This is a genomic window from Nocardia kruczakiae NBRC 101016 (assembly GCF_001612965.1).
GTDB classification, from domain to species: Bacteria; Actinomycetota; Actinomycetes; order Mycobacteriales; family Mycobacteriaceae; genus Nocardia; species Nocardia kruczakiae.
Window position 1 is genome coordinate 24,038 of record NZ_BDBL01000036.1, and the last position, 25,376, is coordinate 49,413.

Genomic DNA, 25,376 nt, shown 5'->3' on the forward strand with positions numbered 1-25,376 from the left:
AGTTGATCGACGACGGGACGCGCCAGCAGATAGCCGCTCGACTCCGCTATATGCCGAGTGAACGATTCTGGTATACGAAGCGCGTGGGGTGTCGTCGGCGGCGCTGCTGGACTGGATCGATGCGGCCCTGCATGTGATGACCAACGACCGGAGCTCTCTCTACAGAGTCTTGGTGCCGGACAAGATCCAGCAAATTGACGCTGTCCTGCGAGATGGACGCTTCGTCTGGAAGGTTCCGTCCTGATCCGTCTACCGCGTACCGGGAAGCGATCCTTGCTGTCGAAGCGGCAGCGATCCCTGTCGTGGTACCCGCCCAAGCTGGTGCAACCTTGGGTCAGGTCCTTGGCCAACTCGATCGGCAAGGTCATCTATATAAGGTCGCCATCCGCGACAAATCCGGCGTCTCAGTCCCGGTCACGGCGGTTGTACTGATGATTCGGATGCTTTGGGAGGGGCATACCGACCGGCACGAAGGTGTCACGCCTGCGATTCCGATCACGAAAGAGTCCGCTGAGATGGCGGCAACCCTCGCTGTCACTCTGGTGCAATGGTTTGTCTCAGGAGCCGTCAAACGCAGGTGAGTGGTGCTGCGCAGAGCTGATGGATCAGGCGGCGTCAGTGTGGTGGCTGGTGAAGTTCACGCGGGTGTCGTCGGCGTCGAGGGCAATGTTGAGGGTGGCGTCGAGGGCTTCGGCGAGTTTGGCGAGCAGGGGGAGTGTCGGCACGGTGTCGGAGCCTTCGATACGCGAGATCTTGGCCTGTGTGAGGCCGGCGCGTTCGGCAAGTTCAGCCTGGGTGAGTTCCAGTTCGGTTCGGCGATCGTAGACGGCCTTGGCCAGCGCCATGGAGAGCTGGATCTCGCGGCGGGCCTCGGTGACGTCGTCGGGTTCGGTGTAGCCCCCGGCGAGTTTGCGTTCCCGGAGGGTCTTCCAGCGTGCGTGACTCATCGGTCCAATTCTCCCTTCTCGATCGTCCGAACGAATTCCTGATGGGCGGGCGTGTGTTCGGCCTCGCAGGTCTGTTGGGCGATTTTTGCGCGTTTCACTTCGGCGCCTTCTCGCATACGAGTCTTTCGGAACACTGTCAGCAGGATGGCTCGCCGCCCAGGTGCGAGCCAGTAGGTGATTCGGATGGCTGCACCGTCCAGGGTTGGGCGTAGCTCGCGAACCCGGTCGCCGAGATATCGGGCGTAGGGCTCGCCCAGTGACTCTGCTTGCTCAGCCAGCAGGCCCACGTATTCATCGATCTTGAGAAAGTGCTTGGCAGGCAGCGCCTCCAGCCAATCCCGCACCTCGGATTCGATTTCCACGGTGAACAGTTCACCCATGACACCCACGGTATATGTCGTCGACAACATGCGGCAACAGGGCAAGCATCACTGCAGTCGCATAACCGGACGCCGCCATCGCAACTTTCGGCTTGCGGCTGTCAACGAGGGTAGAACTGACAGCGTGACGCGGTATGCATATGAGCAGGGGGCCGGGGCACTTGTCGCGAGTTGGGGGACCGGCAGGGGGGATGTGGCCGAGACGGTCGCGACTCTGCCGCGGACGGTGGAGGCGGAGGTCGCGCTGGCGCTGGCGGCGGCGCTGACGAAGCTGTCGGAGTATCAGTGGCGGACCTATACGCATCCGGCGTCGGCGGCGGGGGATCCGGAGGTGCCGAACAGTGTGGCGTGGCATCGTGCCGAGGAGCGCAACCGGTTCCCGGAGGTGGAGGCGGCCGTGCGGGAACCCAATCTGCCGGACGCGGACGGGATGATGGCGGTCTGCTACAGCGTGATCGAGGAGGCGGCGCATCGGATCGGGCGGGTGGCGCATCTGATCGGCGACGCGACGCTGGTGGATGCCCTGGTCGCCGAGGTGCGCACCGAGCAGGCGGCGATCGAGGCGGCGGAGCTGGGCGATCTGTCCGGGCGGGCCAGGCAGGCGGTGGAGTTGTCGCGGGCCGACATTTCGCCGGTGCAGGTGCACGCGGCCGATGCGCTGCTCTACGCCGACCCGCTCGCCTCCATCGACCGGTTCACCGATATCGACCCGGCCGCCGCCGCGGTGGCCGCCGCGCGCTGGCTGTATCTCGCCGCTCAGGTCGCAGCCGAGGTGGCTGAGGTGCATCCCGTGCACGTGGTCGCGGAGGCGGACAACCTCGAGGCGTTTCAGGTGGAGACGCCGACGCTGGTGCTGGAGCGGCTGTGCGCGGGTGAGAGCCCCACCGAGGTGGTGGTCGACCTGATCGCCGACGCGCTCGCCGCCGCGGAAGGCCGGGTGCGCAACCCGGCCCGGATCGTGGAGGCCGCCGAGGCGATCGAAAGACGTTTGCGCGGAGAGGAACTCGACGAGGAGGGACTCACCGCGATCACCGACGAGTTCCGCATTTCCAGTCTCGATCCGGCCCGTCCGGCCGTCGACCTCCTGGAGGATCTGCTGGACGGCATTCGCGGCTGCTGGCTGCTCTACCAGGAGGAGTACGAGTCGGGGTTCGAGGACCTGGTGCGCGCCGAAGGCGACAAGCAGGGTACGCCGCGGCTGTAGCCGACCTGGAGTTCTAGGCGCAGGGCGAGGAGAGCCGGTCCCGCGGCAGGTTCGCACGGACCGCTCAGGCCCCTGGCTCTCCGTAGGCCGCCGCGATCTCCTTCGACTCGCTCCATTTGCTGTAGGTGGGCGATTGGGGCCAGCCCTCCGGGGAGTCCTGCCATTCCTCCTGCCGCCCGTAGGGCAGCAGGTCGATCAGGGCGAAGCTGTAGCCGAGATGTTCGGTGCCGCGGCCGTCGGTGTGCCAGGTGCGGTAGACCGTGTCGCCGTCGCGGAGGAAGACGTTGACCGCGAAGCCGCCGCCGGGCGGTGCGCCGACGTCCGCGCCGAAGGAGCTGTTCGCGGTCGAGTACCAGGTCATCGCGTTGCCCACGCGCCGCTTGTAGGCCAGTGCCTCGTCGATCGGTCCCTGGGTGACGATGACGAAGCGGGCGTCCCAGTTGTCCAGGAACTCCAATCGGGTGAATTGCGAGGTGAATCCGGTGCAACCGGGGCATTGCCACGTCTCGCCCGGGAACCACATGTGGTTGTAGACGATCAGCTGCGACTTGCCGTCGAAGACGTCCGCGAGCCGAACCGGCCCCTCCTCGCCCTCGAGGGTGTAGTCGGGCATCTTCACCATCGGCAGGCGGCGGCGGGCGGCCGCGATCGCGTCGAGTTCCCGAGTGGCCGCCTTCTCCCGTACCCGCAGCGCGTCGAGTTCACGCTGCCAGGTCTCGGCGTCGACGACGGGCGGCAGTGCTGTGGTGCTCATGGGTCCTCCCTGACCGTTCGGCTTGCGAGTTGTAGATACAGACGTGACCCAGCTCCGGAACTCATCGGTCGATTCACGAACGGGTGCGGCGGAAGGTGGTGCGGTAGTCCCCGGGGCGTTGTCCGGTGTGTGCGGCGAACAGGGCGGCGAAGGTGCCCGCATCCCGGTATCCGACGGCGCCGCAGATGTCGGCGACCGTGCGGTCGGTGGTTTCGAGCAGATGGCGGGCGCGGCGCACGCGCGCGGACTGCAGATAGTCGAGCGGGCTGTGTCCGGTCTCGTCGGCGAAGCGCCGCAGCAGGGTGCGGGTGCTCACGTGGAAGGTGTTGGCCAGTGCGGTGAGGTCGTAGCGGGTGGAGAGATGGCGGTCGAGGTGACGCATCACCCTGCGGGAGAACGTATTTCCGGGTTGCGGCAGCAGGTGGGCGTCGACATACGGGGTCTGTGACGAGCGGGCGTCGTCGACGAGGGCGATCCGGGCGGTGGTCCGCGCGACCCGTGGGCCGCTGTGGCGTGCGATCAAATCCAGCGCGAAGTCGTACATGGCGCTGAACGCGGCCGTCGTCGTCACACCGCGGTCGGTGACGACCAGTCGATCAGCCCGGATATCGGCCTCCGGGCACTGCTGCGCGAGTTCGTCGGCGAACAACCAGGCCGTCGTCGCCTGCCGGCCCGCGAGCAGGCCCGCCCGGGCGAGCAGGAAGGCGCCCACGCAGATCGATACGACGGCGCCGCCCGCGGCGGTATGGTCGCGGATCGCGGCGATCTCGGCGGTGAGCGGTGGCAGCCGGGCATCCGGATCGAGCCCCGGAACGAGTTCGAAGCCCGGCACCACGAGGATGTCGACCTCCCGCAACGGTGAAACCGCCAGTGCCACACCGCCGGAGGCCACCACTCGGCGCCGCGGCGAGACCACCGTCACCTCGTACCCCGCGCGGTCCGGACCCGCGACATGCGCGGCCATCGTCAGCAGATCGGGAATCCCGAACACCTCGGACGCGAAGCAGCCCGGATATGCCAGCACCCCGACCCGGTACGCGCTCACGACCCGCCTCCTCGTCCGATGGCGAGATTACCTCTCGATCTGGCGAACCCGCCGATCGCTTTACCGTCGATTCCGGCCGACGCTGACCGAATGACTATCGACGACAACCCGATCGCCGCCTTCGCGCCCCGTCTCGTCGACGTGGACGGGGTGAGCAAGACCGTCTACACGGCCGGATCCGGTCCGGCCGTCGTGGTGATGCCGGAGATGCCGGGCATCAGCCCCGACGTTCTGCGGCTCGCGCGCTGGATCCGCGATGCGGGTTTCACCGTGTACCTGCCGTCGCTGTTCGGCGTCGACGGCGCCTATCCGACGGTCGACGACGGCGCCGAAGTCGTGCGGCGTGCCTGCGTGAGTGCCGAATTCCGTGCCTTCGCGGGCGGGGGCACCAGTCCCGTCACCCGATGGCTGCGCGGACTCGCGCGGCTGGCCCACGACGAATGCGGCGGCCCCGGAGTCGGCGCGCTCGGACTGTGTTTCACCGGCAATTTCGCGCTCACCATGACCCTCGAACCGGCCGTCGTCGCGCCGGTGGTGAATCATCCCTCGCTGCCGCTCGACGATCCGGCCGGGCTCGAGCTGAGCGACGAGGACGCGACCGCGATCCGCGACCGAATCCGCCGCGACGGTCTCACGGTCCTTGCCTACCGTTTCGACAACGACCGCTGGTGCACCGGCCGCCGCTTCGCCGCCTACCGGGCACTGCTCGGCGACGCCTTCGACGGCCGCGTGCTGGCGGGCGATTCCGCCAACCCCGCCCCACCGCCGTTCTTCCGCGACATCGTCCAGACCCCGCACAGCATCGTCACCGCGCACTTCGTCGACGAGGAGGGCCACCCCACCCGCGCGGCCCGCGACGAGATTCTCGAATTCCTCAGCGCGCGCCTGCACACACCGGCAACGGAGTAGCGCCACGATCGGCGCCGTCCTCGACGTTGCCGGGCGATAGCGGTATCGCACCCGGAAAGCCCTCCGCGGCACCGGATTCTGCGTCCGCACGCGTAGTCGGCTACAGTTCCGGGAACTCTGGAAGTGATGGGGAGCACTCACGATCGGGGATGGCAATGGCGGACCGCGAGCGCTTTATCCGCAAGTATCTGAAGGCGTTGCGGGCGGTCTACGTTCCGGATGAGCGACCGCGGATTCTGCCGACCCTGGTGCGCCGCCGGAAGAATCGGCGGCTGCCGCCGCCGATCGTGCGGCTGATCGCGCCGGAGACAACCGAATTCGACCGCACCACCGGTCTGCTGCCGCGCACGGGGGAGTGGCTGTCCGAACCCGGAGGACGGCGGGCGGTGCCGCGGGCGATGATCGACGTCGCCGACGCACTGCCGGATATGTTCACTCCCGGTTTCGCCCCCGCCGGCGATCAGGAATTGGAGGGGCATTGCCTGCCGATCCTGCACGACCTCTATACCTGCTTCGCCAGCGACGATACGGCCATGGGGCCCATCCCGTTTCCCCGCTACCGCACCGCCGACTGGCTGACCAGGCAGCGGTTGCGGGGTTCGGCGACCGACGCGTCCGATGAACTGCGGGAACGGCTGCCACAGCTGCTGCGGGGGAAGCCGTCGGCCGATCGTTCCGCGACCGCACTGGGCGCGGTGGGCGGCACGGTTGCCCGGGTCCTGACTGTGCTGTTGTCGGTGTGGCCGGTGGTGCGATTGTGGTTGTTCGTGAGCTCGCATATTCCGGGACTCTCGCGGGTGAGCTACTGGTTCATGCACCAGCGCTACCTGTCTCCGGGCCTGTCGCACAGCTTCGTCGGCTTCGGAGTCCGTCTGACCGAGCCGATGCGAGCCCGGGAGAACAAGGACCAGATCGCGAAGCTGCTGCTGAACGCGTTTCTCGAGGATTTGCGTGCGGCCTATCGACGAGTGCCGTGGCGGCCTTCGGGGTGGCGGCGCACCGCCTACCCGGTCGCGCTCCTCGACGGCGTCACCGCTGACGACGGCGCCGACCGCATGATCCGATTCCTCAACGAGATCCGCAACGAGACAGGGCTTTTCGATCCGCTGGTGATCGTGGCACGAATCGAACATTCGACCGAGTCACCGGATGCGCGATTCGACGATCTCGGTGTCACGGTCGACGGTGAAACTCAGGATCCGCTGCTCTCGTGGCGAGACGATATCGACGAGAGCCGCCGCCATCGCAACACCGACAGCTGGTATCTCACGCTGCCCCTTCCGGAGTCGCTGAGCACATCCCTGCCGCGGTTCGATCGGTCCGATCTGGCCTATCCGCCCGCACCGCCGTGGGCGGCCCGCCGTTCGATGGTGGCCGCGGTGGCGCTGCTGCCGGTCGTCGCCCTGGTGGCGGCGGCGGTCGCCGTCGTCCAGCCGCGGCTCATCGCCGGATGTACCGCGTCGCCGTGGCGGTCCGGGGTGGATGTCACCGTGCGTGGCACCGAGTGTGTCGGACTGAGTAGTTCTGCGGCACAGATCTTTTCCGACGATCTCGAACTCGGCGAGATGCAGCGCGAGGTCTTCCACCAGAACGACGTGGCCGCCCGGTTGCGCCATGACAATCCGCGCCGGCCCCTCGTCACGCTGGTCTACTTCGCCGGGATGACCTACGTCGATCGCAACGGGCGCTACCCCCACGCCCAGGCCGAGGAACTGGCCGGATTGGCGGTGCGGCAGCGCTGGGCCAACAAACAGAGCGGTGCGTCCGAACCGTTGCTGCGCGTCGTGATAGCCAACGGCGGGACGACCATGCGGTACGCCACCTGGGTGGTCGACCATCAGATCGCCCGGTTGCTGCGGTCGGATCCGACCGTGGCCGGAGTGATCGGCCTGGACCGCAGTACCGCCGAAACCCGCAGGGCCATAGCGAGATTGGGCGAGCTCGGGGTTCCCACCATGGCGACCACCCTGTCCGCAGACGGGCTGGAGGAGGTCTCACCGCTGTATTTCCAGCCCGTACTACCGAATTCGACGCAGGCGAAGTTGGTCGCCGAGTATGTCCTCGGCGCGCGGAATCTCGATGGCGGTCCCCGCTACGGCAAGGTGAACGTCTACGTCTCCGACGACCCGTCCGATATCTACGTCCGCACGTTGGAGAACGATCTGCGCCACGAGCTCGGGGACCGGTTCGGCGAGATCGAACCCTGGTCCGATCAGGGCCAGATCCCCAGCCGGCGGATGCCCTGCGCACCGATGGACCACGCGCAGCCGAGCGATCTGCTGTTCTTCGGCGGCCGTAATCCGGATTTCGGCCCCTTCGTCAGCGCGGTGGCCCAGCACTGCGGCGCCGGCATGCCGCCGATCCTCGCCAACGACACCGCCACCCGTGCGGTGTCGGACAAACTGGTCCAGAATTCGGCGCCGACCGGATTTCCCGTGCACTACGTCGCCAAGGGCGTGCCGGCGCTGCTGGCGGGCAGAAACTGTGTGCGCGACGGCGAACCCGTCCGGCCCGCGAGCCCGAATATGCACACCCTGTGTTCCGAGCTGCGCGATCTCCGCCGAGCGCTCCCGCATTTCCAGGTGAGCTGGCCCGGTGATCGCACCGGCATCGGATTCGACGTAGCCGAACTGTTCCTGGGAGCGGTCAAGCGGAACCGGGCTCGGCCGGAGTATTCCGGTGCGGTCGTCAACCGCGCCGCCATCGCGCTCGAACTGCGCCGAGGTGAGCTCGACGCCGACACCGTGACCGGGAACCTCCGTTTCGACGGCCCCCACGGCCTGGTCAGCGGCGCATCGATCGCGATCCTGATGACCTCGGATCTCAACGACGCCGAGACCCCGCCGACGTGTTTGCTGCAACTGCCGTTGCCGCCCGACGGCGGCAACGGCTGCCCTCCGGGCACCGGAAGTGACACCGAAACGTGGGTGCGGCCGGGTTGAGTCCACACCACCGCATCGCCGGGATGTGCCGTGCGGTAGTAAGGATCCATGGAGGCCTTCTATCGACCCGATCCCGCGGATCCCGCGCTGTTCCACTCCACCGAGCTGACTCGCGGTCCGTGGTCGCCGGATGCGCAGCACGCGGGGCCGCCGTCGGCGCTGCTCGGGCACGTGATCGAGCGCTGTGAGCCGCGGCCGGGATTCCGGGTCGGCCGCGTGGCGGTCGAAATTCTCGGGCCCGTTCCCATCGCGCCGCTGCGGGCCGAGGCGCGGGTGGTGCGGCCGGGGCGCAGTGTGGAGTTGATCGAGGCCACCGTCGCCACCGACCGCGGGCCGGTGTTGAAGGCGAACGCGTGGCGGTTGCGGGTGGCCGATCCGGAGATCGAGGTGCCGGCGGACGCGGTGGCCGTCGGCGCGTATCCCGGGCCGGACACCGTGCCGCACAGTGGGGAGTTTCCCAGCAACCAGCCCGTCGGATTCCACACCGGGATCGACTACCGCTTCGTCGCCGGCTCCTTCCAGCAGCCCGGACCGGCGGTGTGCTGGATCAAACTGCGATATCCGATCGTCGCGGGAACCACGCCGAGCCCGCTGGAGCGGGCCCTCGCGGCAGCGGACTCCGGTAACGGCGTGAGTGCGGTATTGGATTGGGAGCGTTACCTTTTCATCAACACCGACCTCACCGTCACGCTGCATCGTGAACCGGTGGGGGAGTGGGTCTGCCTGGATGCGGTCACCTATCCGGAACGCAGCGGTATCGGGATGGCCGAATCCCGGCTCTACGACGAGAAGGGACCGGTGGGCCGCAGCACCCAGACCTTGCTGATCGGGAACCGGTAGCGGGCGGGCCGCTGCGCTTCTTCCCGCCACGGGTGACTGTCCAACCCCCCGGCTACCGTGACGACGTGGACGAGTGTGGCGCTGGAAGCTGTTGATGTCGAGAGTGTTTCGGTGGGGTGCGGCAGTTCTGGCGGTGGCGGCCGTGCTCGTGACGTCCGGCGCGGCGGTCCCGTCGCCCCTCACCGGCATGGACCGCTTCTACCGGCAGCAGCCGAAGTGGAAGCCTTGCGCGGTGGAGACGCTGGAGGCCGCCGGCGGATCCTGCGCGGCGGTGCGGGTGCCGCTGGACTATGCCGATCCCGACGGCCGCACCCTGAACATCGCGATATCCCGGGTGCCCGCGACCGACCCGGACCGCAGGCGTGGTGTCCTGCTGGCCGATCCCGGCGGGCCGGGAGCGTCCGGGCTGGACACCATCGATCTGCTGGGCGATGTTCTGGCGCCGGAGGTCCGGGCACAGTACGACCTGATCGGAATGGACCCCCGCGGCGTCGGCCGGTCCGAGGGTGGCCGGACCTGCGGCTGGCCGATCGGCGAGATGATCCGCTCCGCCGGCGTCGGACCGGACGGACTCCTCACCGACACCGCCCGCGCCGCGCGTCTGGCAATGGCTTGTCTGACAGGCGATTCCGCTTCCCTGCGGCAACTGACGACCCGCAACACAGCGCGCGATATGGAGGTGATCCGGCGCGTCCTCGGGGAGCCGTCGCTGAGCTACTACGGCGTCTCCTACGGCACCTATCTGGGCGCGGTGTTCGCGCAGATGTTTCCGCGGTCGGTCGATCGCATGGTGCTCGACAGTGCGATCGATCCCGACCGCTACTGGAACGCAATGGTGCACGACTGGGGTGCAGCCGACGAAGCGGCGCTGGACGATTGGGCCGGATGGGCCGCTCGTCGCGACCCGGACTATCACTTCGGCACGACGGCCGCGCAGGTACGCGCCGCGGTCGAGCAGTTGCTGAACGATATTGCCCGGCAGCCGGTTACGGTGAACGACTTCGTCATCGACGATCATTGGCTGCCGTTCCTGCTGCACAATCTGCTGGGCAACTTCCGGCTGAACGAGAAGATGGCCGACACCGTCGCCGAACTGCGGGCCGCGACCAGCGGATCGCCGCCGGCCGAGCACACGCCCTGGCTGACGGATACGCTGGATTCCCTTCGGCAGTACGAGGATTCGGCGCTGGCGTTCATCGCCTGCGGTGACGACGCCGCGCCCGAGGATCCGGTGCGCTACCGGTCGGAGATCGAACAACGCCGCGCCACGCAACCGATCTTCGGCGCGCTGGCGGCCAATATTCAGCCCTGCGCCTTCTGGCCTCGGCCCGTGGAAAGCTCGACCACAGTGCGGAATTCGGTTCCGGCGCTGATCGTGCAGGCGACCGGCGACCCCCGCACCCCGTACGATCACGCCCTCGCACTTCGTCGCGATCTGACCGCGTCTCGCCTCGTCACACTGGCGGATGTGCGGATTCACATGACATTTCGCCCCGGCCTCAGTCGCTGCGTCGGCGCGGCGATCAACGGGTACTTCGCCGACGGCATGTTGCCCGCGACCGATGTGGTGTGCGCGCCCGACACCGGAGCCGAGCCGTAGCGCACGAAAGGCCCGGATTCCGCGGAAGCCGGGCCTTCGCGTACGAAATCAGCGGGGCGCCATGCGGATCGCGCCGTCGAGGCGGATGGTCTCGCCGTTGAGCATCGGGTTCTCCACGATGTGGCGGGCCAGGGCCGCGTATTCGGCGGGGTCGCCGAGGCGGGCGGGGTGCGGGACCTGCGCACCGAGGGCCTTGATGGCCTCCTCGGGCAGGGTGGCGAACAGCGGGGTGTGGAACAGGCCCGGCGCGATGGTGTTCACGCGGATGTTCACGCTCGCCAGGTCGCGGGCGATCGGCAGGGTCATGCCGACGATGCCGCCCTTGGAAGCGGAGTAGGCGGCCTGACCGATCTGGCCGTCGAAGGCCGCGACGGAGGCTGTGTTGATGATGACACCGCGCTCCTCGCCTTCGAGCTCGGTGGCGGCGATGCGCTCGGCGGCCAGGCGGATCACGTTGAACGTGCCGATCAGGTTGACGTTGATGATCTTGGTGAAGTCGGCCAGCGGGAACGCGCCCTTCTTGCTGACCGTCTTGATCGCATTGCCGATACCGGCGCAGTTCACCGCGATCCGCAGGGTGCCCAGCTGCGCGGCGGCGTCGAGTGCCGCGCTCACCTGCTCCTCGTTGGTGACGTCGGTCGCGGCGAAGACCACACCGTCGCCCAGCTCCTTGGCGATCGCCTCACCGTTGGACGACGGCAGATCGATGATCACCACCTTGGCGCCCTGGCCGTGCAGTTCCTTCACCGTGGCCAGGCCCAGACCCGACGCGCCACCGGTGACCACGGCGACCGCATTCTCGAGCTTCATACGAGGTCCTTTCTGATCGGTATCGGCGTCAGACTAGTCGCCGCACCACCCATAAGTAAATAGCGGTTCGCCTCTCTGCTCGCGATGAAGCAGGAGGTGATCCGCGATCAGTTCTCTTGTTATACCAGCTCACAGCGATCCAAGCAGGACGTTCCTTGCTGGTCGCGCGACCTTGATGTTCTGCCGAGTTCGCTACTTATAGCCGACAGGACACGTACTAGAACATGTTACAGTTTCGGTGGAAGCGGCGGCAACCGCCGAGGTCGGCGCGAGCGTCTGCCGCAGGGCGGTGACCGCGGCGGTGACGGCCGCGCCGCCGGTGGTCCACGCGGTTCCGGCGGGCTGGGTGGTGAGTACGACCACCACGTAGCGGCCGGGCTGGGCCGGATCGGTGGAAACCAGACCGGTCGTATTCAGCGTCGTGGAGTCGTCGAGCGTCATCCAGCCCTGTTTGATCGCCCAGTCCGTCCCGGTGAGGGCGTCGGGGATTCCGAAGTACTGATCGGTTCCGTCGGCGGCGGTCGCGCCGGCCTGATGCAGCGCGGTGAGGATCAGATCGCGGGCCGGCTGCGGGATCTCGGCACCGATGTAGTGATAGATCCGCACCACATCGGCCGGAGTGGTCAGTGTTTCACCCCATTGCGCCGGATCGTCCGGCGGCTGGGTGGCGCCGAGTCCGACGTCCGCCGCGACGCGTGACACGATATCGGGGCCGCCGTCGGTATCCCACAGCGCGTCGGCGATATCGTCGTCGCTCGCCGACAGCATCTGCGACAGCAGTGCGGCGGTATCCGAATCCGGCTGCCAGTTCACGCTTTTCAACTCGTCGAGAGCGATCAGCAGTTTGACCACCGAGGCCGTGTAGAACTGCTGATCGGTGTTCAGTCCCACGAGGGTGGTTCCGGTGGTGGTGTCGACCACGTCGATACCCACCCGGCTGCCGGGTTCGGCGGTGAGGATCGCGTTCTGCATCTGCTGTGCCACCGGATTCGACGAAATCGGCTGGGCCGCAGCGGTGGCCGCCGGGCCGTCGGCGCCGACGGTGGCTGCCGCCGCGCCGACGGTGCCGGAACCGGGATGTGCCGCCGCGGTTCCGGTCGCCACATGTGCCACCGCGATTCCCGAAATCGCGAGTACCACAGCGAATGCCGCGACAGCCAGTGCGCGCCGACGCGGACGGCGGCCGGACAGAGTGTTCATATCTTCCAGAAACCGCACGCAGCTGTGTACAGCTCGAGGGCCGGTTGGTAGAACGCTGTCGGTTCACGGTGCGCTGGCTGTCGGGCGTGTTGGTGGACGCGGACCGGGTCCCTGCGCCACGATCGTCGGGTGACCAAGAGCTCCTACCACCACGGAGATCTGCGGGCCACGCTGCTGACGGCGGCGGCCGAGCAGATCGCTGCCGACGGCGTCGACGCGGTGTCGCTGCGAGCACTGGCCCAGCGCGCCGGCGTCTCACATGCCGCGCCCGCCCACCATTTCGGCAATCGGCAGGGTTTGCTCACCGCGCTCGCGATCCGCGGCTACGAGCTGCTGGCCGACGAATTGCGGGGCGCCCGCGACGATTTCCGGGAGATGGCGGTCGCCTACATCCGCTTCGCGCGCCGCCATCCCGGGCATTTCGACGTCATGTTCCGGCACGACCTGCTGCGGGCCGACGATCCGGAGCTGATCGCGGCGCGCACCGCCTCCGGCGAGGAGTTGCGTTCCGGCGTAGCCCAACTGGGCGTCGCGGAATCCGCGCGACCGGCGACCGAACTGGCGGCCTGGTCGCTCGTGCACGGCTTCGCGTCACTGTGGCGCGAGGGCGCGCTCACCGACTCCGAACTCGGCGGCGCCGATCCCGAACAGCTGGCCCGGCAGATGGTCGCCACCGTCGACTTCGTCGGAGCGAATATGTAACGACGACACCGATATTCGGCTCAGCGCTCGTGCACCATCTCGGCCACCCGGCGCTGCGCTTCGGTCGCGTCGGTGTCGACGACGGCGTCGGTGGTGGCGGTTTCGTTCCGGCCGGCGAGCAGATCGCGGATTTCGATCAACAATTCCGTTTGGGTCGGCACAGCCTTCTTCTTGCGGCTGAATCGTTTCTGCAAGGTGTTCATCGGAAGAATGAGCACGAAATACAAGACCGTCGCCACCATGAGGAAATTGATCGCCGCACTGATGATCGGTCCGAGGGCGATGAACGTGGCCGGTTTTCCGGCCACCAGCTGCACGCCCAATCCGAGCTGCCCGTTGGTGCCCACGACCGCCAGCAGCGGCTCGACGATTCCCTTCGTCACCGAGGTGACGATCGCGGTGAAGGCCGTGCCCATCACCACCGCGGTCGCCAATTCGATGACGTTGCCGCGCATCAGGAAGTCTTTGAACCCTTTGAGCATCTCAGCCTCACGATCGATCCGAACACATCAACGCTGTCTCGGACCGGCAGTCTAACGGCGAGCAGCGAATCAGCAGCAACTCGATGTGGGCTCGATCACGTGTTCGGATCCGAATCCGTCGGTCTCGGACGATACCCTTTCCGGCGTGGCCGAGAATTCGCCGGAGCTCTATCGCGAACGTCGCTCGCGGGCGTCCGCGGGCGCGATGGTGTGGCAGCGGGAGGTGACGGGGGAGTCGGCCACGGTGTTGCCGGACGGCTGTATGGATCTGCTGTGGCTCGGCGGTCGGCTGGTGGTGGCCGGGCCGGATACCCGCGCCTACCGCAGCGGCGCCGCCGCGCAGACCGTGTACGGGATTCGTTTCGCGCCGGGCACCGCGCCGGGGCTGCTGGGCGTGCGCGCCCCGGAACTGCTGGATCGCCGCGCCGAGCTGGACGAGCTGTGGTCGGCGCGGCGGGCCCGCGTCATGGCCGACGTGGTCGCGGCGGCGCCGGATCCGCTGCGCGGACTCGAGGAGGTGGCCCGCCGCTGCGCGGCGGCGACCGCGCCGACCGACCCGGTGGTGGCGCAGATCGTGCGCCGGCTGGATGCGGGGGAGACGGTCGCGGCCACCGCCGACGCGCTGGGGCTGGGTGCGCGGCGGCTGCATCGGCTGTCGATCTCGGCCTTCGGATACGGGCCGAAGATGCTGGCCCGCGTGCTGCGGATGCGCAGGGCTCTGGATCTGACTCGCACCGGCGTGGGTTTCGCCGAGACCGCGGCGCTGGCCGGATATGCGGATCAGGCCCATATGACCCGCGAGGTCCGGGCGTTGACCGGGCGATCTCCGGGCCGTATCCGAGGGGCGGCCGCGCGCCCCGAGGACACTCAGCCCAGCGGCGCGTAAAGATCGACGCCGTTGCCGTCGGGGTCGTGCACGGTGGCGTAGCGCTGGCCCCACACGGCGTCGAAGGGCTTGGTCTCCCCGTGGTATCCGGCCGCGACCAGATCGTCGAATACCGCGTCGACCTCGGCCGCCGAACCGCATTCGACGGCCAATCCGATCCGGCCCGCCGCGGCGTTCCAGCGCCGCTCGCCGCCGACGTCCTGGGCGATGTTCTGCTCGGAATCGAGCATCAGCCGGAATCCGCCCGGCAGCGGCGCTTCCACGTGCCCACCCCCGACGACCTCGCCGAATTCGAGACCGAGCCGCCGGTAGAAGCCGAGTGCGGCCGTCAGATCGGAGACGACCACGCCGATTGCGTTGAGTTGAGGTGCCATGGCGTCACCGTAGAGCGCCGCCGGCGGTGCCGTCTTGAACGAATCGGACGGCGTGGCTGGTTTTGTCACAATTCGGGATCGAAAGCCTGGTGACCAGGATCAATCTCTTACCGCAACGTGCTGACCACCACAATCGGAGTGAATTTAGGTCGAAACGCTGGTCGGAGTGATTAGCGTTTCCTCCAACGTGTTCGGGGACGCGAATGAGGGCAGGAGGGATATTGGGTACCGACCAGACATTGCTGCATCGTTTCGTGATCTCGCAGATGACCGACGCCGGGATCGATCGTGACCGACTGCTGCGCGAATGCGAACTACCGGAATGGACTCTGGCCGGCGAAGGCGTTCACGTGCCCGCGCGGGTCTTTTCCCGGTTATGGGAGATCGGCGAGAATTGGCTCGACGATCCCGACGTGGCGCTGCATGTGGCGAGCAGATATCAGCTGGCCGCCACGCGGCTCTACGACTATCTGTTCGCCAGTGCGCCGACCGTGGGCGCCGGCCTGGCGACCTGCGGTCCGTATGTCACGGCCGTGACCACCAATCACCGTTTCGATCTGGTGGTGGAGAACGAGGCCGAGACCACGCTGTACCTGGACATGATCGAGGGTGACGGGCGCGGCCGCGAACTGGTGCAACTGTGGGGACTGGTCGCCGTGCTGACCCGTGCCCGTCGCGTCGTCGCGGCACCGCTGGACCCGGTCCGGGTAGCGCTGCGACAGCCGGCTCCGCGCCGCCTGGAGGCGTTCGCCGAGGTATTCGGTTCGGCCGAGGTGGAATTCGGTGCCCCGGTGGACTCGATGACCTTTCGGTCGGCCGATATGGATCTGCCGCTGACCACCGCCGATCCGGTGCTCGCGGATGTGCTGCAACCGCTGGCCGCCGCGCTGCCGCCGCCACCGCCGCTGGCCTCGGCCTGGCCGGAGCGGGTCTCGCGGGCGTTGGCCGACGCCTTCGCCGAGGGTGAGGTCTCGCTCGAACAGGTGGCGCGGCGCCTGGCCATCAGTCCGCGCACCCTGCAGCGGCGGCTGTCCGAGGCGGGGACCACATGGCGGCGCGAATTGGATCGGGCCCGCTTGGCCCGGGCCCAGGCCGCGGGACCGCTGAGCCGGGAGCGGCAGGCGGCGCTGCTCGGCTATGCGGACGCCGGTTCGATGCGGCGTGCGGCGCGGCGCTGGTCGATGGTGGCGCACACGCGCACTGCGGGATCGGCCGACTGTCAGGCGTAGGTCACCGGGCGCCCCTGATCGCGGGGCTGCGTAGTCGCGGAGCGCTTCGTTCGATCACCGACCTCGGCGTGCGGGTGTAGCGACCGACGCCGAAGTGGGTGATCGAGCGGCACCGTGGGCTGCGCTATGCCCGCAGATTGCTCGCCGCGATACTCCAGAACGTATGCCGGTCCAGTGCCTGGAAATCCCAGCTCTCGGCGATGGCGTGGGAGGTGGCGACGATGGCCGGTACATCGAAGTCTTCGCGGGTCGCCGTGCCCTTTGCCTCCAGTTCGGCGATCACGTACTGGGTGGCGGTTTCGAAGGTGTACAACACGGTGCTCTCCCATCGGTCGTAGCTACACATCCGGAACGCGCTGCGCGTACTTCGTCAGTCTTGTCACGCTGTCGGAATCGGGCCAGCGCCGAACGCGCCACATCCGGGCAAATGTGCCATTTTCACATTTCGACGGCCGCGAGGAATCTGCGTGAGAATTCTGTACCCGCAGGCGGTTTCGACCAAACTATTCACCGAAAGTGTAGCGCCGCCGGCAAGTCTCCGGCGGCGAGCAACTCATCGGCAAAGCTGTGGCGAACCGCTAAACGGTCGGTTGTGCAAGGACATCCTCGTAGCGGAATTCCTGCGCGATCCCGGTGCCGGAGGCATGGGCGGCCTCCTCGCGCTGCCGCAGTTCGACGCGGCGGATCTTGCCCGAGATCGTCTTGGGCAGCTCCGTGAATTCGATCCGCCGCACCCGCAGATACGGTGCGAGGTGATCACGCGCGTATTCCAGGATGGCCCTTGCGGTTTCGCGGTCCGGCTCCCAGCCGGCGGCCAGCGTGACATACGCCTTGGGGACGGCCAGGCGGGTGTCGTCGGGTTGTGGCACCACCGCGGCCTCCACCACCGCCGGATGTTCGATCAGCACACTTTCGAGTTCGAACGGCGACACCTTGTAATCGGAGGATTTGAACACGTCGTCGGTGCGGCCGATATAGGTGATGTAGCCGTCTTCGTCCCGCGCCGCCACATCGCCGGTGTGGTAGTAGCCGCCCTCCATCACCGCCGCGTTCCGTTCCGGGTCCTGGAGGTAGCCGTTCATCAGATTGACCGGATGAGCGCTCAGATCCAGGCAGATCTCGCCCTCGTCGGCGGGCATGCCGGTGACCGGATCGACCAGTACGACGGGCACGCCCGGCATGGGCCGGCCCATCGAGCCGGCCTTGACCGGTTGTCCGGGAGTATTGGCGATCTGCAGGGTGGTCTCGGTCTGCCCGAATCCGTCCCGGATGGTCAGTCCCCAGGCGTTTTCCACCTGGGCGATCACATCGGGATTGAGCGGTTCGCCGGCACCGAGGATTTCGCGCAGTCCGGACGGACGCTCGCCGAGGTCGGCCTGAATCAGCATGCGCCACACCGTCGGCGGCGCACAGAAGGTGTTGACCTCCGCGCGGCGCAGCTGACCGAGCAGCGCCTCGGCGTCGAAGCGGCCGTAGTTGTAGACGAAGATCGTCGCTTCGGCGATCCAGGGCGCGAAGAAGCAGCTCCAGGCGTGCTTCGCCCAGCCCGGCGCGCTGATCGCGAGATGCACGTCGCCGGGACGGACCCCGATCCAGTACATGGTGCTCAGATGTCCGACCGGATAGCTGATCTGGTTGTGCTGCACCATCTTTGGTTTGCTCGTCGTGCCCGAGGTGAAATAGACCAGCAGTTCGTCGCCCACCTGCGTCACGGTGGGGAAGGGGCCCGCGGACTGCACCGCGGCGGCCTCCGCGTAGTCGTGCCAGCCCTCGACCGGACCGCCGACCGCGATGCGCCGGTAGTCGCCGGGGACCTCGTCGAATTTCGCGGTGTCGCGAGCGTTGGTGAGGACGAAACGCACCTCGCCCCGGGTGATCCGGTCGATCAGATCGGCCGGTCCGAGCGCGCCCGTGGTGGGCATGACCACCGCGCCGAGTTTGGCGACGGCGAGCATCGACTCCCACAGCTCGACCTGGTTGCCCAGCATCAGGATGACCCGATCTCCTCGGCGCACACCGAGTTCGGCGAGCCAGGTCGCCACCCGATCCGAGCGCCGCGCCATCTCGTCGAAACTCACCAGCAGTTCACTGCCGTCCTCCTCGACGATCCACAGCGCCGTGCGGTCGTTGCCGCGTGCGATCACGTCGAACCAGTCCACGGCCCAATTGAATGCGCCGGTCAGCCGGGGCCAGTGGAACGTCCGCACCGCGGTGTCGTAGTCGGTCGCCAGGTCGACCAGCCGGTCGCGCGCCTGGCGATACACCTCGGTGTTGGACGTCATCACTGCACTCCTGTCTGTTGCTGATCCTGCTCCGGCCCGCCGAACAGGCGGACCGAGGTCGCGCGGATATCGACCTTGCGCACCTTGCCGGTGACCGTCATCGGAAATTCGTCGACGACGTGGACGTAGCGCGGAATCTTGTAATAGGCCAGGCGTCCGCCGCAGAACTGTGCCAGCGTCTGCGCGTCCAACCGGGCCGCGCCCTCACGCATCCGGATCCAGGCCACCAATTCCTCACCGTATTTCGGATCCGGGATCCCGACGACCTGTGCGTCGAGGATGTCGGGGTGGGTGTAGAGGAATTCCTCGATCTCGCGCGGGTAGATGTTCTCGCCGCCGCGGATCACCATGTCCTTGATCCGGCCGGTGATCGCGACGTAGCCGTCGTCGTCCATGGTGGCCAGATCGCCGGTGTGCATCCAGCGGGCGGCGTCGATCGCCTCGGCGGTCTTGTCCGGATCGTTCCAGTAGCCGAGCATCACCGAATAGCCGCGCGTGCACAGCTCACCCGGTTCCCCGCGCGGGACGGTCAGCCCCGTGTCGGGATCGACGATCTTGATCTCGAGGTGCGGGCCCACCCGGCCGACCGTGGCGGTGCGCTGGGTGATGCTGTCGTCGCGGCGGGTCTGAGTCGACACCGGTGAGGTTTCGGTCATGCCGTAGCAGATGGACACCTCGGCCATACCCATCCGCTCGATCACCTGCTTCATCACCTCCACCGGGCACGGTGAGCCGGCCATGATGCCGGTGCGCAGCGAACTCAGGTCGAAGGATTCGAAGTCCGGATCGGCCAGTTCGGCGATGAACATCGTCGGCACCCCGTACAGCGAGGTGCAGCGTTCCTCGGCGACCGCGGCGAGGGTGGCCCGCGGTTCGAAGGAGGCCGCCGGAATCACCATCGCCGCACCGTGACTCGTCGCCGCCAGATTGCCCATCACCATGCCGAAGCAGTGGTAGAACGGCACCGGAATGCAGATCCGGTCGGCCTCGGTGTAACCACACAATTCACCGACGAAATAGCCGTTGTTGAGGATGTTGTGGTGCGACAGCGTCGCGCCCTTGGGGAAACCCGTTGTGCCCGAGGTGTATTGAATGTTGATCGGATCATCGGCGGCGAGTCCCGCTCCGGCCTCGGCCAGGCGCGCGGGATCGGCGGCGCGACCGGCGGCGATCAGCGCCTCCCACTCGGCGCTGTCGAACAGGACCACCCGCTCCAGCTCCGGGCATTCGGGCCGCACCCGGCCGATGATCTCCGCGTAGTTCGAGCTCTTGTGCGCCCGCGCCGAGATCAGCATCCGGATCCCGGCCTGGGTGATCACGTAGCGCACTTCCTCGCTGCGGTAGGCCGGATTGATGTTGACCAGGATCGCGCCGATCTTCGCGGTGGCGAACTGCACCAGCGTCCACTCGGCACGATTGGGCGACCAGATGCCGACCCGATCACCCTTGCCGATGCCGGATTCCAGCAGCCCGAGTGCCACGGCGTCGACCTCGGCGGCGAATTCGCGGTAGGTCCAGCGCACTCCGGTCACCCGGTCGACGAGTGCGTCTCGATCACCGTGGACGGCCACCGTGCGATCGAGATTCGCCCCGATCGTCTCGCCCAGCAGCGGCACATCCCATACCCCGTGCGTATAACTGACCGGCCGGACCCGGCCCATACTCGCGCTCACGGATATAGGATTCACGTCACACTTTGCTCTCCACCACCCCCGGAAAGGGGTAGCGCCGATGGCCTCCGCCGATCTGCTCCGCCCGCGCGACGCCGATGCGTTGCGGGCCGAGTTGCGGCAGGTCTCGGCCCTGTCCGGGATGCCGGTGGTGTTCGGGGGAGAGGTCTGCGACGGAGCGCTGATCCTGAGCGAGTTCTTCGGCACCCGGACCGCCGCGATGCGCGGACTGGTGGTCTCGCCGACCTCGGGGGTGGGCGGCGCGGCCGTCGCGAGCCGGCGTCCGACCTCGGTCGCGGACTATCGGGCGGCGGCGACCATCACCCATCACTACGACGCGCCGGTGTCGATGGAGGGGCTGCGCGCGGTGGTCGGGGTACCGGTCGTGGTGGACGGGAGCTCCCGGGCCGTGCTCTACGTCGCCAGTCGCGAACCGGGGCCGATCGGCGATCGGATCGCCGAGCTGGTGCTGCGGTCGAGCCGTCGGCTGGCGGTGGAACTGGCGGTACGCGACGAGGTGGACCGGCGGCTGCGTCTGCGGGCGGCGGCGGGCGGGACCGCGGATTTCACCACCGCACCCGCGCCGGATACCGTTGTCGCGGAACAACTTCGGGATCTGCACGCCGAGGTGCGCGGGATCGCGCAGACGCTCACCGACGCCGAGGCCCGCAAGCGGCTGCGCGCGGTATCGGACACCCTGGTGCGCCTGATGGGCGGGTCCGGCGAGCCCGTGGCGACGGACGCCGCGCCCGGACTGTCTCCGCGCGAACTGGACGTGCTGTCGTATGTCGCCCTCGGTTGCACGAACAGTGAAGCGGCGCAAAGGCTTTCGCTGCGCCCGGAAACGGTGAAGAGTTACCTGCGCAGTGCCATGACGAAACTCGGCGCCCACACCCGGCACGAGGCCGTCGTCCGGGCGCGCCGCTGCGGTCTGCTGCCGTGATGCTGTCGGCCGTTGATCGACCCCGGATACGCGACTGCCGGCCCGGAGAACCGGACCGGCAGGTGCTGATCCGCACGGCGGCGCGGCCGTAGCGGGATGATCGTGATCGGTGTGGACTAGGCCTGCGGCTCGACGAGCTGGATGTCGAGCTCGATGGCGACCTTGTCGCTGAGCATGGCGGTGGGCAGGCCGGGCGCGACGTCGAATTCGCTGCGCTTGATGGCGCCGGTGGCGGTGAATCCGGCGTGGCGGCTGCCGTCCGCGAACGGCTGTACGCCGCCCCACTCGACGTCGAGGGTGACCGGCTTGGTCACGCCGCCGAGGGTCACCTCACCGGTGACCTCGAACTCCTCGGCCACCCGCACCGGCTCGACGGCCTTGAAGTGCAGGGTGGGGCGTTCGGTGACGTTGAGCAGTTCGGCGCTGCGCACGTGCTCGTCACGCTGGGAGTTGCCGGTGTCGAACGAGTCGAGGTAGATGGTGGCCTCGATGGTGGCCGCACCCGAGGCGTCCACGACGAAGCTGGTCTCGAAGTTGTTGAAGCGGCCGCGGACCTTGGAGATGCCCAGGTGGCGGACGGTGAAGTTCACCGAGGAGTGGGCGGGATCCAGGGCCCAGGAGCCGGTGGCGAGAGTGGTCTGCTCGGAAGTGGTCATGTCCACCAGATTTGCGGACCGTGGTCCGGTTAGCCACACCGCGGTTATCCTGGGACTGCCAGGGCGTGGATAAGGGGGCCCGGACAGATACAGGATGGTGTGGTGGCACGATCGGAATTCGGCGAGTTTCTCATCGCGCGGCGGGCGCAGCTGCAACCCGAGGATGTCGGGTTGCCCGTCGGCCGCCGGCGACGCACCCCCGGACTGCGGCGCGAAGAGGTCGCGGCGCTGGCCGGGGTGAGTGTCGATTATCTCGCCCGCCTCGAACAGGGCCGCGATACCAACCCCTCGATGGCGGTGCTGGGTGCGCTGGCCGAGGCGCTGCGGCTCAACGAGGTCGAACGCCACCATTTCGGCAATCTCGCGGTCGGTATGGAACACGCGCGTGAGTGCCCGTCCTCGGGTCAGGCGCGGGAACAGGTCACCGACACCGTGCAGGCCGTCCTCGATGCGATGCATCCCACCCCTGCCTTCGTGGTGGGCCGGTGGCTCGACATCCTCGCCTGGAATCCCGCGTGGCGCGATTTCGCCGAACCGCTGGGACTGCTCGACGAGGTCGCCGAACACAATCTGGCCACCTACTTCTTCGCGCATCCGCAGGCGCCGCAGCGGTGGCGGGACTGGCCGGTCGCCGCGGAGATGATGGTGTCGATGCTGCGCTCGGCGCGCACACACTGGCCCGACGATCCCGGGCTCGAGGCGCTGATCCAGGGATTGCACCGATTTCCGGAATTCTCCTGCCGCTGGCGGGAACACCGGGTCACCGAATTCCGGTCCGGTGCGCTGCACATCGACCATCCGCACCGCGGCGAGGTCGAGGTCGAGATCCAAACACTCAGTCCCGCAATCGATCAGAGTGTGCAGGTGTGGCTGGTCGACCGGCGTGCCGTGCGCACTCCCGCCTTACGACTGGTCAACGAATAGCCTCCGCGCCCGAGTCCGCTCAGCTGTCGATCCGGACACGGAATCCGCGGTCCGCGCCTCGTGAGACGCCGATCACGCATAATCCAACGTGAGGATTCCTGCCGGCCGGTGTCTATCGATTCGAGCAGCGGAGGAGGTGCTGTGTGACCGAGGCGGCAACGGCACCCGAGGCAGCGCTGGACGACGCCACCCTGACCGGGCGCGCACGTGACGGCGATGTCCGGGCTTACGAGCAATTGGTGCTGCGGTATCAGGGAGCGATGTTCCGGTTGGCGGCGCGGATGCTGGCCGACCGGTCCGAGGCGGAGGACGTCATCCAGGAGGTGTTCCTCACCGCGTGGCGCCGCCTGGCTCAATTGCAGGACGACAGCGCCTTCTCGGGGTGGTTGTACCGGATGACCACCAATCGCTGCCTCAACGTCATCCGGTCCCGGCCGCCCCGCGCCGACGTGGATCTCGACACCACCGAATCGCCGCAGCGTGCGACCCAGCCCGAACACGCGGCACAGGTGCACGACCAGATGGCCGCGCTCACCGCGGCGTTGCCGCGGCTGACACCCGAACAGCGTGCCTGCTGGCTGCTGCGGGAGGTGCACGGCCGCTCCTACGAGGAGATCGCCGAGATCGTCGGCACCAACACCACCGCGGTTCGGGGGCGGATCGCCCGAGCCCGGGCGCAATTGGCGGAGGTGATGAAGCCGTGGCGCTGAAGGAGATGACCGACAGCGACTACACGCTGCCCTGCGGGCGCAGCGTCGAACAGGTGTGGGACCGGCTCGACGCCGTGGAGGCGGGGCTGGCCGACGAACACGAATCGGAGTGCCCGCACTGCGGGGCCGCGCGCGAGAGTCTGCTCACGCTGCGCGCGGCCACCCGGGAACTCGTCGACGAGCCGGATCCACCGCCGCCCGCGATGTTCGACCGGATCATGTCGGCGGTACGGGCCGAGGTCCGGCGCGGGCGCATGGTGAGCCTCACCACGCCGCATCCGGGTTCGATCGAGGTGAGCGAGCAGGCCATCGCGGCGGTGCTGCGCTATGCCGCCGACACCGTGCCGGGTGTGCGTGCCCGCAGCTGCCGCATCGACGACCACGGGGCCGATGCCGACGGCCGCCACGCGATCACGGTGGCGCTGTCGATCTCGCTGCGGCACGGCGACACCACGGTCGAACGCGTCGTTCCACAGGTGCGCGAACGAGTGCGGGCGGCGGCCACGGCCCGGGCCGGTCTGGCGCTGGAGCGGCTCGACATCACCGTGGTGGACGTCTACCAGGAGGAGCCGTGAGCGCGGGATTCGCGGAGAAAGCGGAATATATCGCCTCGGATGCGGTAATCGCTGCAGTAGCGGCTCGGGCCGCGGCCTCGGTTCCCGGGGTGGCGCGGCTGGAGCCCGGTGTCCTCGGTCTGCTCGGCCACCTGGCCCGGACGGGACGGCAGTGGCGGAGCAGCCAGGACGTCGCACCCGGTGCGGGCGTGCGCGTCCGCCACAGCGGTGGCTGGCTGAAGGTGCAGGTCGACCTGGCGGTGCGGGGCGAATGCCAGGTCGGCGAGGTCGGGCAGGCGGTACAGCAGGAGGTGGTCCGGATGGTCGCGCAACAGACCGGAATGCTCGTCGACACGGTGTCGGTGGCGATTCTCGACATCGCACCGGGAGCGTCGTGACGGCGGCCGTGAGCGAGGACGAGCTGGCCGGCGATATCGTCGCCGTGATCGAATCGGTGGCGGGATTGCGTCCGGCCGTGCCGCCGGGCGTCGAACTCGCCGAGTGGGTGCCCCGGCTGGGGCCGCGCTCGGCGGTGGACGTGAGTGCCGAGGTCGTCGAGATCCGGGTGATCGCCTCGGCGCTGCCGCTGCCGCCGCTGCTGGACAAGCTCGCGGCGGCCGTGGGCGAACTGCAGGCCGCCACCGGGTGGGCCGGTGCGCGGCTGCGGATCGTGGTCACCGATCTGGACGCGGAAGCGTTCGACACCGCGGTTACCTAGAACATCACTCTCGCCCGTGACATTTCGCCGTCGGCGGGGTCATAGCTAGTGAAGGTTCGTTATCCGCTGTACCGCAAGGGAACTGAACTGGAGGTAATCATGACCAGCACGACAGCCGGTAAGGGCGCGGAGAACGCCGAGGCCGAGGTGGGTAAGGACGCGGGGGGCGGCGCGGGCCAGGGCGGAGCCGCGGCCAAGGCGCCCGCCCGGACCAGCAGCGCGCTGGTCAGCGATCAGGGCACGACCGCCATCGCCGACGCCGTGGTCCAGAAGATCGCCGGATTGGCGACCCGCGAGGTGCGCGGGGTGCACAACCTCGGCGGTGGCGCGGCGCGTGCGTTCGGCGCCTTCCGCGATCGCATCCCCGGTGCTTCGGCCAGTGTGGGACAAGGGGTTTCGGTCGAGGTCGGCGAGACGCAGGCGGCGGTGGACCTGGAGATCGTCGTCGAATACGGCGTGTCCATCGCCGAATTGGCCCGCGCGGTGCGCCGCAACGTCATCACCGCGATCGAGCAGATGACCGGACTCGAGGTGGTCGAGGTGAACATCAACGTCAACGACGTCTTCATCGAAGAGGACGAGGATCAGCCGCCGACCCGCGACCGGGTGCAGTGA

At 67.9% G+C, this 25,376-nt stretch carries 27 protein-coding genes; 15 read left to right on the top strand and 12 right to left on the bottom strand.

Annotated features, from left to right (window positions below):
• Positions 1-605: 605 nt before the first annotated feature.
• Together NK1_RS24165 and NK1_RS24170 are read right to left on the bottom strand one after the other, a co-directional pair.
• Positions 606-947 (bottom strand): helix-turn-helix domain-containing protein, encoded by a 342-nt coding sequence (locus NK1_RS24165; protein WP_063012206.1) that lies wholly within the window; start codon positions 945-947, stop codon positions 606-608.
• The gene (locus NK1_RS24170; RefSeq protein WP_063012208.1) at positions 944-1,327 is read right to left on the bottom strand and encodes a type II toxin-antitoxin system RelE/ParE family toxin; all 384 of its coding nucleotides are present in this window, start codon (positions 1,325-1,327) and stop codon (positions 944-946) included. The genes NK1_RS24165 and NK1_RS24170 overlap by 4 nt, the downstream gene beginning before the upstream one ends.
• Before the next feature lie 193 nt (positions 1,328-1,520).
• Here NK1_RS24170 and NK1_RS24175 point away from each other — a divergent pair, with 193 nt between their 5' ends.
• Positions 1,521-2,531, top strand: coding sequence for a hypothetical protein (locus NK1_RS24175; RefSeq protein WP_063012210.1), 1,011 nt, complete (start codon positions 1,521-1,523; stop codon positions 2,529-2,531).
• 64 nt (positions 2,532-2,595) lie between these two features.
• Here the strand turns inward: NK1_RS24175 and NK1_RS24180 are convergent, their stop codons facing one another.
• Positions 2,596-3,285, bottom strand: a complete 690-nt coding sequence (locus NK1_RS24180; protein WP_063012212.1) for a DUF899 domain-containing protein — start codon at positions 3,283-3,285, stop codon at positions 2,596-2,598.
• 73 nt (positions 3,286-3,358) lie between these two features.
• On the bottom strand, positions 3,359-4,330 hold the full coding sequence (locus NK1_RS24185; RefSeq protein ID WP_063012214.1) for a GlxA family transcriptional regulator: 972 nt from the start codon (positions 4,328-4,330) through the stop codon (positions 3,359-3,361).
• 90 nt (positions 4,331-4,420) lie between these two features.
• On the opposite strand from NK1_RS24185, the gene NK1_RS24190 reads away from it, so the two are divergent.
• The 4 genes from NK1_RS24190 to NK1_RS24205 all read left to right on the top strand — a co-directional run bounded on the left by NK1_RS24190 (position 4,421) and on the right by NK1_RS24205 (position 10,621).
• Positions 4,421-5,239, top strand: coding sequence for a dienelactone hydrolase family protein (locus tag NK1_RS24190; RefSeq protein ID WP_063012216.1), 819 nt, complete (start codon positions 4,421-4,423; stop codon positions 5,237-5,239).
• A gap of 149 nt (positions 5,240-5,388) precedes the next feature.
• Positions 5,389-8,181: an ABC transporter substrate-binding protein gene (locus NK1_RS24195; protein ID WP_245660773.1), complete on the top strand. Its 2,793-nt coding sequence runs from the start codon at positions 5,389-5,391 to the stop codon at positions 8,179-8,181.
• Positions 8,182-8,229: 48 nt separating this feature from the next.
• Positions 8,230-9,021 carry a thioesterase family protein gene (locus NK1_RS24200; RefSeq protein ID WP_063012220.1) on the top strand — a complete coding sequence of 264 codons (792 nt, stop codon included), beginning with the start codon at positions 8,230-8,232 and terminating at the stop codon, positions 9,019-9,021.
• 94 nt (positions 9,022-9,115) lie between these two features.
• Entirely contained in the window at positions 9,116-10,621 is a 1,506-nt protein-coding gene (locus tag NK1_RS24205; RefSeq protein ID WP_063906100.1) for an alpha/beta fold hydrolase, read from the top strand.
• Between the two features lie 48 nt (positions 10,622-10,669).
• Here the strand turns inward: NK1_RS24205 and NK1_RS24210 are convergent, their stop codons facing one another.
• Positions 10,670-11,431: a 3-hydroxyacyl-CoA dehydrogenase gene (locus tag NK1_RS24210; protein WP_063012224.1), complete on the bottom strand. Its 762-nt coding sequence runs from the start codon at positions 11,429-11,431 to the stop codon at positions 10,670-10,672.
• A 192-nt stretch (positions 11,432-11,623) separates the two neighbouring features.
• Positions 11,624-12,631, bottom strand: a complete 1,008-nt coding sequence (locus tag NK1_RS24215; RefSeq protein WP_157104420.1) for a serine hydrolase — start codon at positions 12,629-12,631, stop codon at positions 11,624-11,626.
• A 129-nt stretch (positions 12,632-12,760) separates the two neighbouring features.
• Here NK1_RS24215 and NK1_RS24220 point away from each other — a divergent pair, with 129 nt between their 5' ends.
• On the top strand, positions 12,761-13,333 hold the full coding sequence (locus tag NK1_RS24220; protein ID WP_063012228.1) for a TetR/AcrR family transcriptional regulator: 573 nt from the start codon (positions 12,761-12,763) through the stop codon (positions 13,331-13,333).
• A gap of 20 nt (positions 13,334-13,353) precedes the next feature.
• Here the strand turns inward: NK1_RS24220 and mscL are convergent, their stop codons facing one another.
• The gene (gene mscL, locus NK1_RS24225; protein WP_063012230.1) at positions 13,354-13,815 is read right to left on the bottom strand and encodes a large conductance mechanosensitive channel protein MscL; all 462 of its coding nucleotides are present in this window, start codon (positions 13,813-13,815) and stop codon (positions 13,354-13,356) included.
• A gap of 145 nt (positions 13,816-13,960) precedes the next feature.
• On the opposite strand from mscL, the gene NK1_RS24230 reads away from it, so the two are divergent.
• A complete protein-coding gene (locus NK1_RS24230; RefSeq protein ID WP_245660775.1) occupies positions 13,961-14,701 on the top strand; it encodes a helix-turn-helix domain-containing protein in 741 nt (246 codons plus the stop codon).
• Here the strand turns inward: NK1_RS24230 and NK1_RS24235 are convergent.
• Complete coding sequence (locus NK1_RS24235) at positions 14,683-15,075, bottom strand: VOC family protein (RefSeq protein ID WP_084461493.1); 393 nt, start codon at positions 15,073-15,075, stop codon at positions 14,683-14,685. The genes NK1_RS24230 and NK1_RS24235 overlap by 19 nt on opposite strands.
• Positions 15,076-15,296: 221 nt before the next feature.
• Between NK1_RS24235 and NK1_RS24240 the strand changes: the two genes are divergently transcribed.
• Positions 15,297-16,304, top strand: coding sequence for an AraC family transcriptional regulator ligand-binding domain-containing protein (locus NK1_RS24240; RefSeq protein ID WP_063012234.1), 1,008 nt, complete (start codon positions 15,297-15,299; stop codon positions 16,302-16,304).
• 124 nt (positions 16,305-16,428) lie between these two features.
• Here the strand turns inward: NK1_RS24240 and NK1_RS24245 are convergent, their stop codons facing one another.
• From NK1_RS24245 to NK1_RS24255, 3 genes are all read right to left on the bottom strand, one after another.
• Positions 16,429-16,620, bottom strand: coding sequence for a hypothetical protein (locus NK1_RS24245; RefSeq protein WP_030515537.1), 192 nt, complete (start codon positions 16,618-16,620; stop codon positions 16,429-16,431).
• A gap of 262 nt (positions 16,621-16,882) precedes the next feature.
• Positions 16,883-18,586: an AMP-binding protein gene (locus NK1_RS24250; RefSeq protein ID WP_063012236.1), complete on the bottom strand. Its 1,704-nt coding sequence runs from the start codon at positions 18,584-18,586 to the stop codon at positions 16,883-16,885.
• Positions 18,586-20,247 carry an AMP-binding protein gene (locus NK1_RS24255; protein WP_063012238.1) on the bottom strand — a complete coding sequence of 554 codons (1,662 nt, stop codon included), beginning with the start codon at positions 20,245-20,247 and terminating at the stop codon, positions 18,586-18,588. Before NK1_RS24255 ends, NK1_RS24250 begins: the two co-directional genes overlap by 1 nt.
• 70 nt (positions 20,248-20,317) lie before the next feature.
• On the opposite strand from NK1_RS24255, the gene NK1_RS24260 reads away from it, so the two are divergent.
• Positions 20,318-21,199: a LuxR C-terminal-related transcriptional regulator gene (locus tag NK1_RS24260; protein WP_063012240.1), complete on the top strand. Its 882-nt coding sequence runs from the start codon at positions 20,318-20,320 to the stop codon at positions 21,197-21,199.
• Positions 21,200-21,315: 116 nt separating this feature from the next.
• On the opposite strand, the gene NK1_RS24265 is transcribed toward NK1_RS24260, so the two are convergent.
• On the bottom strand, positions 21,316-21,855 hold the full coding sequence (locus NK1_RS24265; RefSeq protein WP_062963607.1) for a YceI family protein: 540 nt from the start codon (positions 21,853-21,855) through the stop codon (positions 21,316-21,318).
• Between the two features lie 102 nt (positions 21,856-21,957).
• Here NK1_RS24265 and NK1_RS24270 point away from each other — a divergent pair, with 102 nt between their 5' ends.
• The 6 genes from NK1_RS24270 (at position 21,958) to NK1_RS24295 (ending at position 25,376) form a co-directional block, all read left to right on the top strand.
• A complete protein-coding gene (locus tag NK1_RS24270) occupies positions 21,958-22,779 on the top strand; it encodes a helix-turn-helix domain-containing protein (RefSeq protein WP_063012294.1) in 822 nt (273 codons plus the stop codon).
• Between the two features lie 143 nt (positions 22,780-22,922).
• Entirely contained in the window at positions 22,923-23,489 is a 567-nt protein-coding gene (locus NK1_RS24275) for an RNA polymerase sigma factor (RefSeq protein ID WP_084461481.1), read from the top strand.
• Entirely contained in the window at positions 23,480-24,064 is a 585-nt protein-coding gene (locus NK1_RS24280) for an anti-sigma factor family protein (RefSeq protein WP_218023169.1), read from the top strand. Before NK1_RS24275 ends, NK1_RS24280 begins: the two co-directional genes overlap by 10 nt.
• Positions 24,061-24,441 carry an Asp23/Gls24 family envelope stress response protein gene (locus NK1_RS24285; protein WP_063012242.1) on the top strand — a complete coding sequence of 127 codons (381 nt, stop codon included), beginning with the start codon at positions 24,061-24,063 and terminating at the stop codon, positions 24,439-24,441. Before NK1_RS24280 ends, NK1_RS24285 begins: the two co-directional genes overlap by 4 nt.
• Positions 24,438-24,761 carry a hypothetical protein gene (locus NK1_RS24290; protein ID WP_245660776.1) on the top strand — a complete coding sequence of 108 codons (324 nt, stop codon included), beginning with the start codon at positions 24,438-24,440 and terminating at the stop codon, positions 24,759-24,761. Before NK1_RS24285 ends, NK1_RS24290 begins: the two co-directional genes overlap by 4 nt.
• Positions 24,762-24,860: 99 nt before the next feature.
• Complete coding sequence (locus NK1_RS24295) at positions 24,861-25,376, top strand: Asp23/Gls24 family envelope stress response protein (protein ID WP_084461495.1); 516 nt, start codon at positions 24,861-24,863, stop codon at positions 25,374-25,376.

What these genes read in the sequence shown, in the direction of transcription:
- NK1_RS24165 (WP_063012206.1), bottom strand. Translation starts at nt 947, where the DNA reads ATGAGTCACGCACGCTGGAAGACCCTCCGGGAACGCAAACTCGCCGGG.
- NK1_RS24170 (WP_063012208.1), bottom strand. Translation starts at nt 1,327, where the DNA reads ATGGGTGAACTGTTCACCGTGGAAATCGAATCCGAGGTGCGGGATTGG.
- NK1_RS24180 (WP_063012212.1), bottom strand. Translation starts at nt 3,285, where the DNA reads ATGAGCACCACAGCACTGCCGCCCGTCGTCGACGCCGAGACCTGGCAG.
- NK1_RS24190 (WP_063012216.1), top strand. Translation starts at nt 4,421, where the DNA reads ATGACTATCGACGACAACCCGATCGCCGCCTTCGCGCCCCGTCTCGTC.
- NK1_RS24195 (WP_245660773.1), top strand. Translation starts at nt 5,389, where the DNA reads ATGGCAATGGCGGACCGCGAGCGCTTTATCCGCAAGTATCTGAAGGCG.
- NK1_RS24200 (WP_063012220.1), top strand. Translation starts at nt 8,230, where the DNA reads ATGGAGGCCTTCTATCGACCCGATCCCGCGGATCCCGCGCTGTTCCAC.
- NK1_RS24205 (WP_063906100.1), top strand. Translation starts at nt 9,116, where the DNA reads ATGTCGAGAGTGTTTCGGTGGGGTGCGGCAGTTCTGGCGGTGGCGGCC.
- NK1_RS24210 (WP_063012224.1), bottom strand. Translation starts at nt 11,431, where the DNA reads ATGAAGCTCGAGAATGCGGTCGCCGTGGTCACCGGTGGCGCGTCGGGT.
- NK1_RS24215 (WP_157104420.1), bottom strand. Translation starts at nt 12,631, where the DNA reads ATGAACACTCTGTCCGGCCGCCGTCCGCGTCGGCGCGCACTGGCTGTC.
- mscL (WP_063012230.1), bottom strand. Translation starts at nt 13,815, where the DNA reads ATGCTCAAAGGGTTCAAAGACTTCCTGATGCGCGGCAACGTCATCGAA.
- NK1_RS24235 (WP_084461493.1), bottom strand. Translation starts at nt 15,075, where the DNA reads ATGGCACCTCAACTCAACGCAATCGGCGTGGTCGTCTCCGATCTGACG.
- NK1_RS24250 (WP_063012236.1), bottom strand. Translation starts at nt 18,586, where the DNA reads ATGACGTCCAACACCGAGGTGTATCGCCAGGCGCGCGACCGGCTGGTC.
- NK1_RS24255 (WP_063012238.1), bottom strand. Translation starts at nt 20,247, where the DNA reads ATGGGCCGGGTCCGGCCGGTCAGTTATACGCACGGGGTATGGGATGTG.
- NK1_RS24260 (WP_063012240.1), top strand. Translation starts at nt 20,318, where the DNA reads ATGGCCTCCGCCGATCTGCTCCGCCCGCGCGACGCCGATGCGTTGCGG.
- NK1_RS24265 (WP_062963607.1), bottom strand. Translation starts at nt 21,855, where the DNA reads ATGACCACTTCCGAGCAGACCACTCTCGCCACCGGCTCCTGGGCCCTG.
- NK1_RS24295 (WP_084461495.1), top strand. Translation starts at nt 24,861, where the DNA reads ATGACCAGCACGACAGCCGGTAAGGGCGCGGAGAACGCCGAGGCCGAG.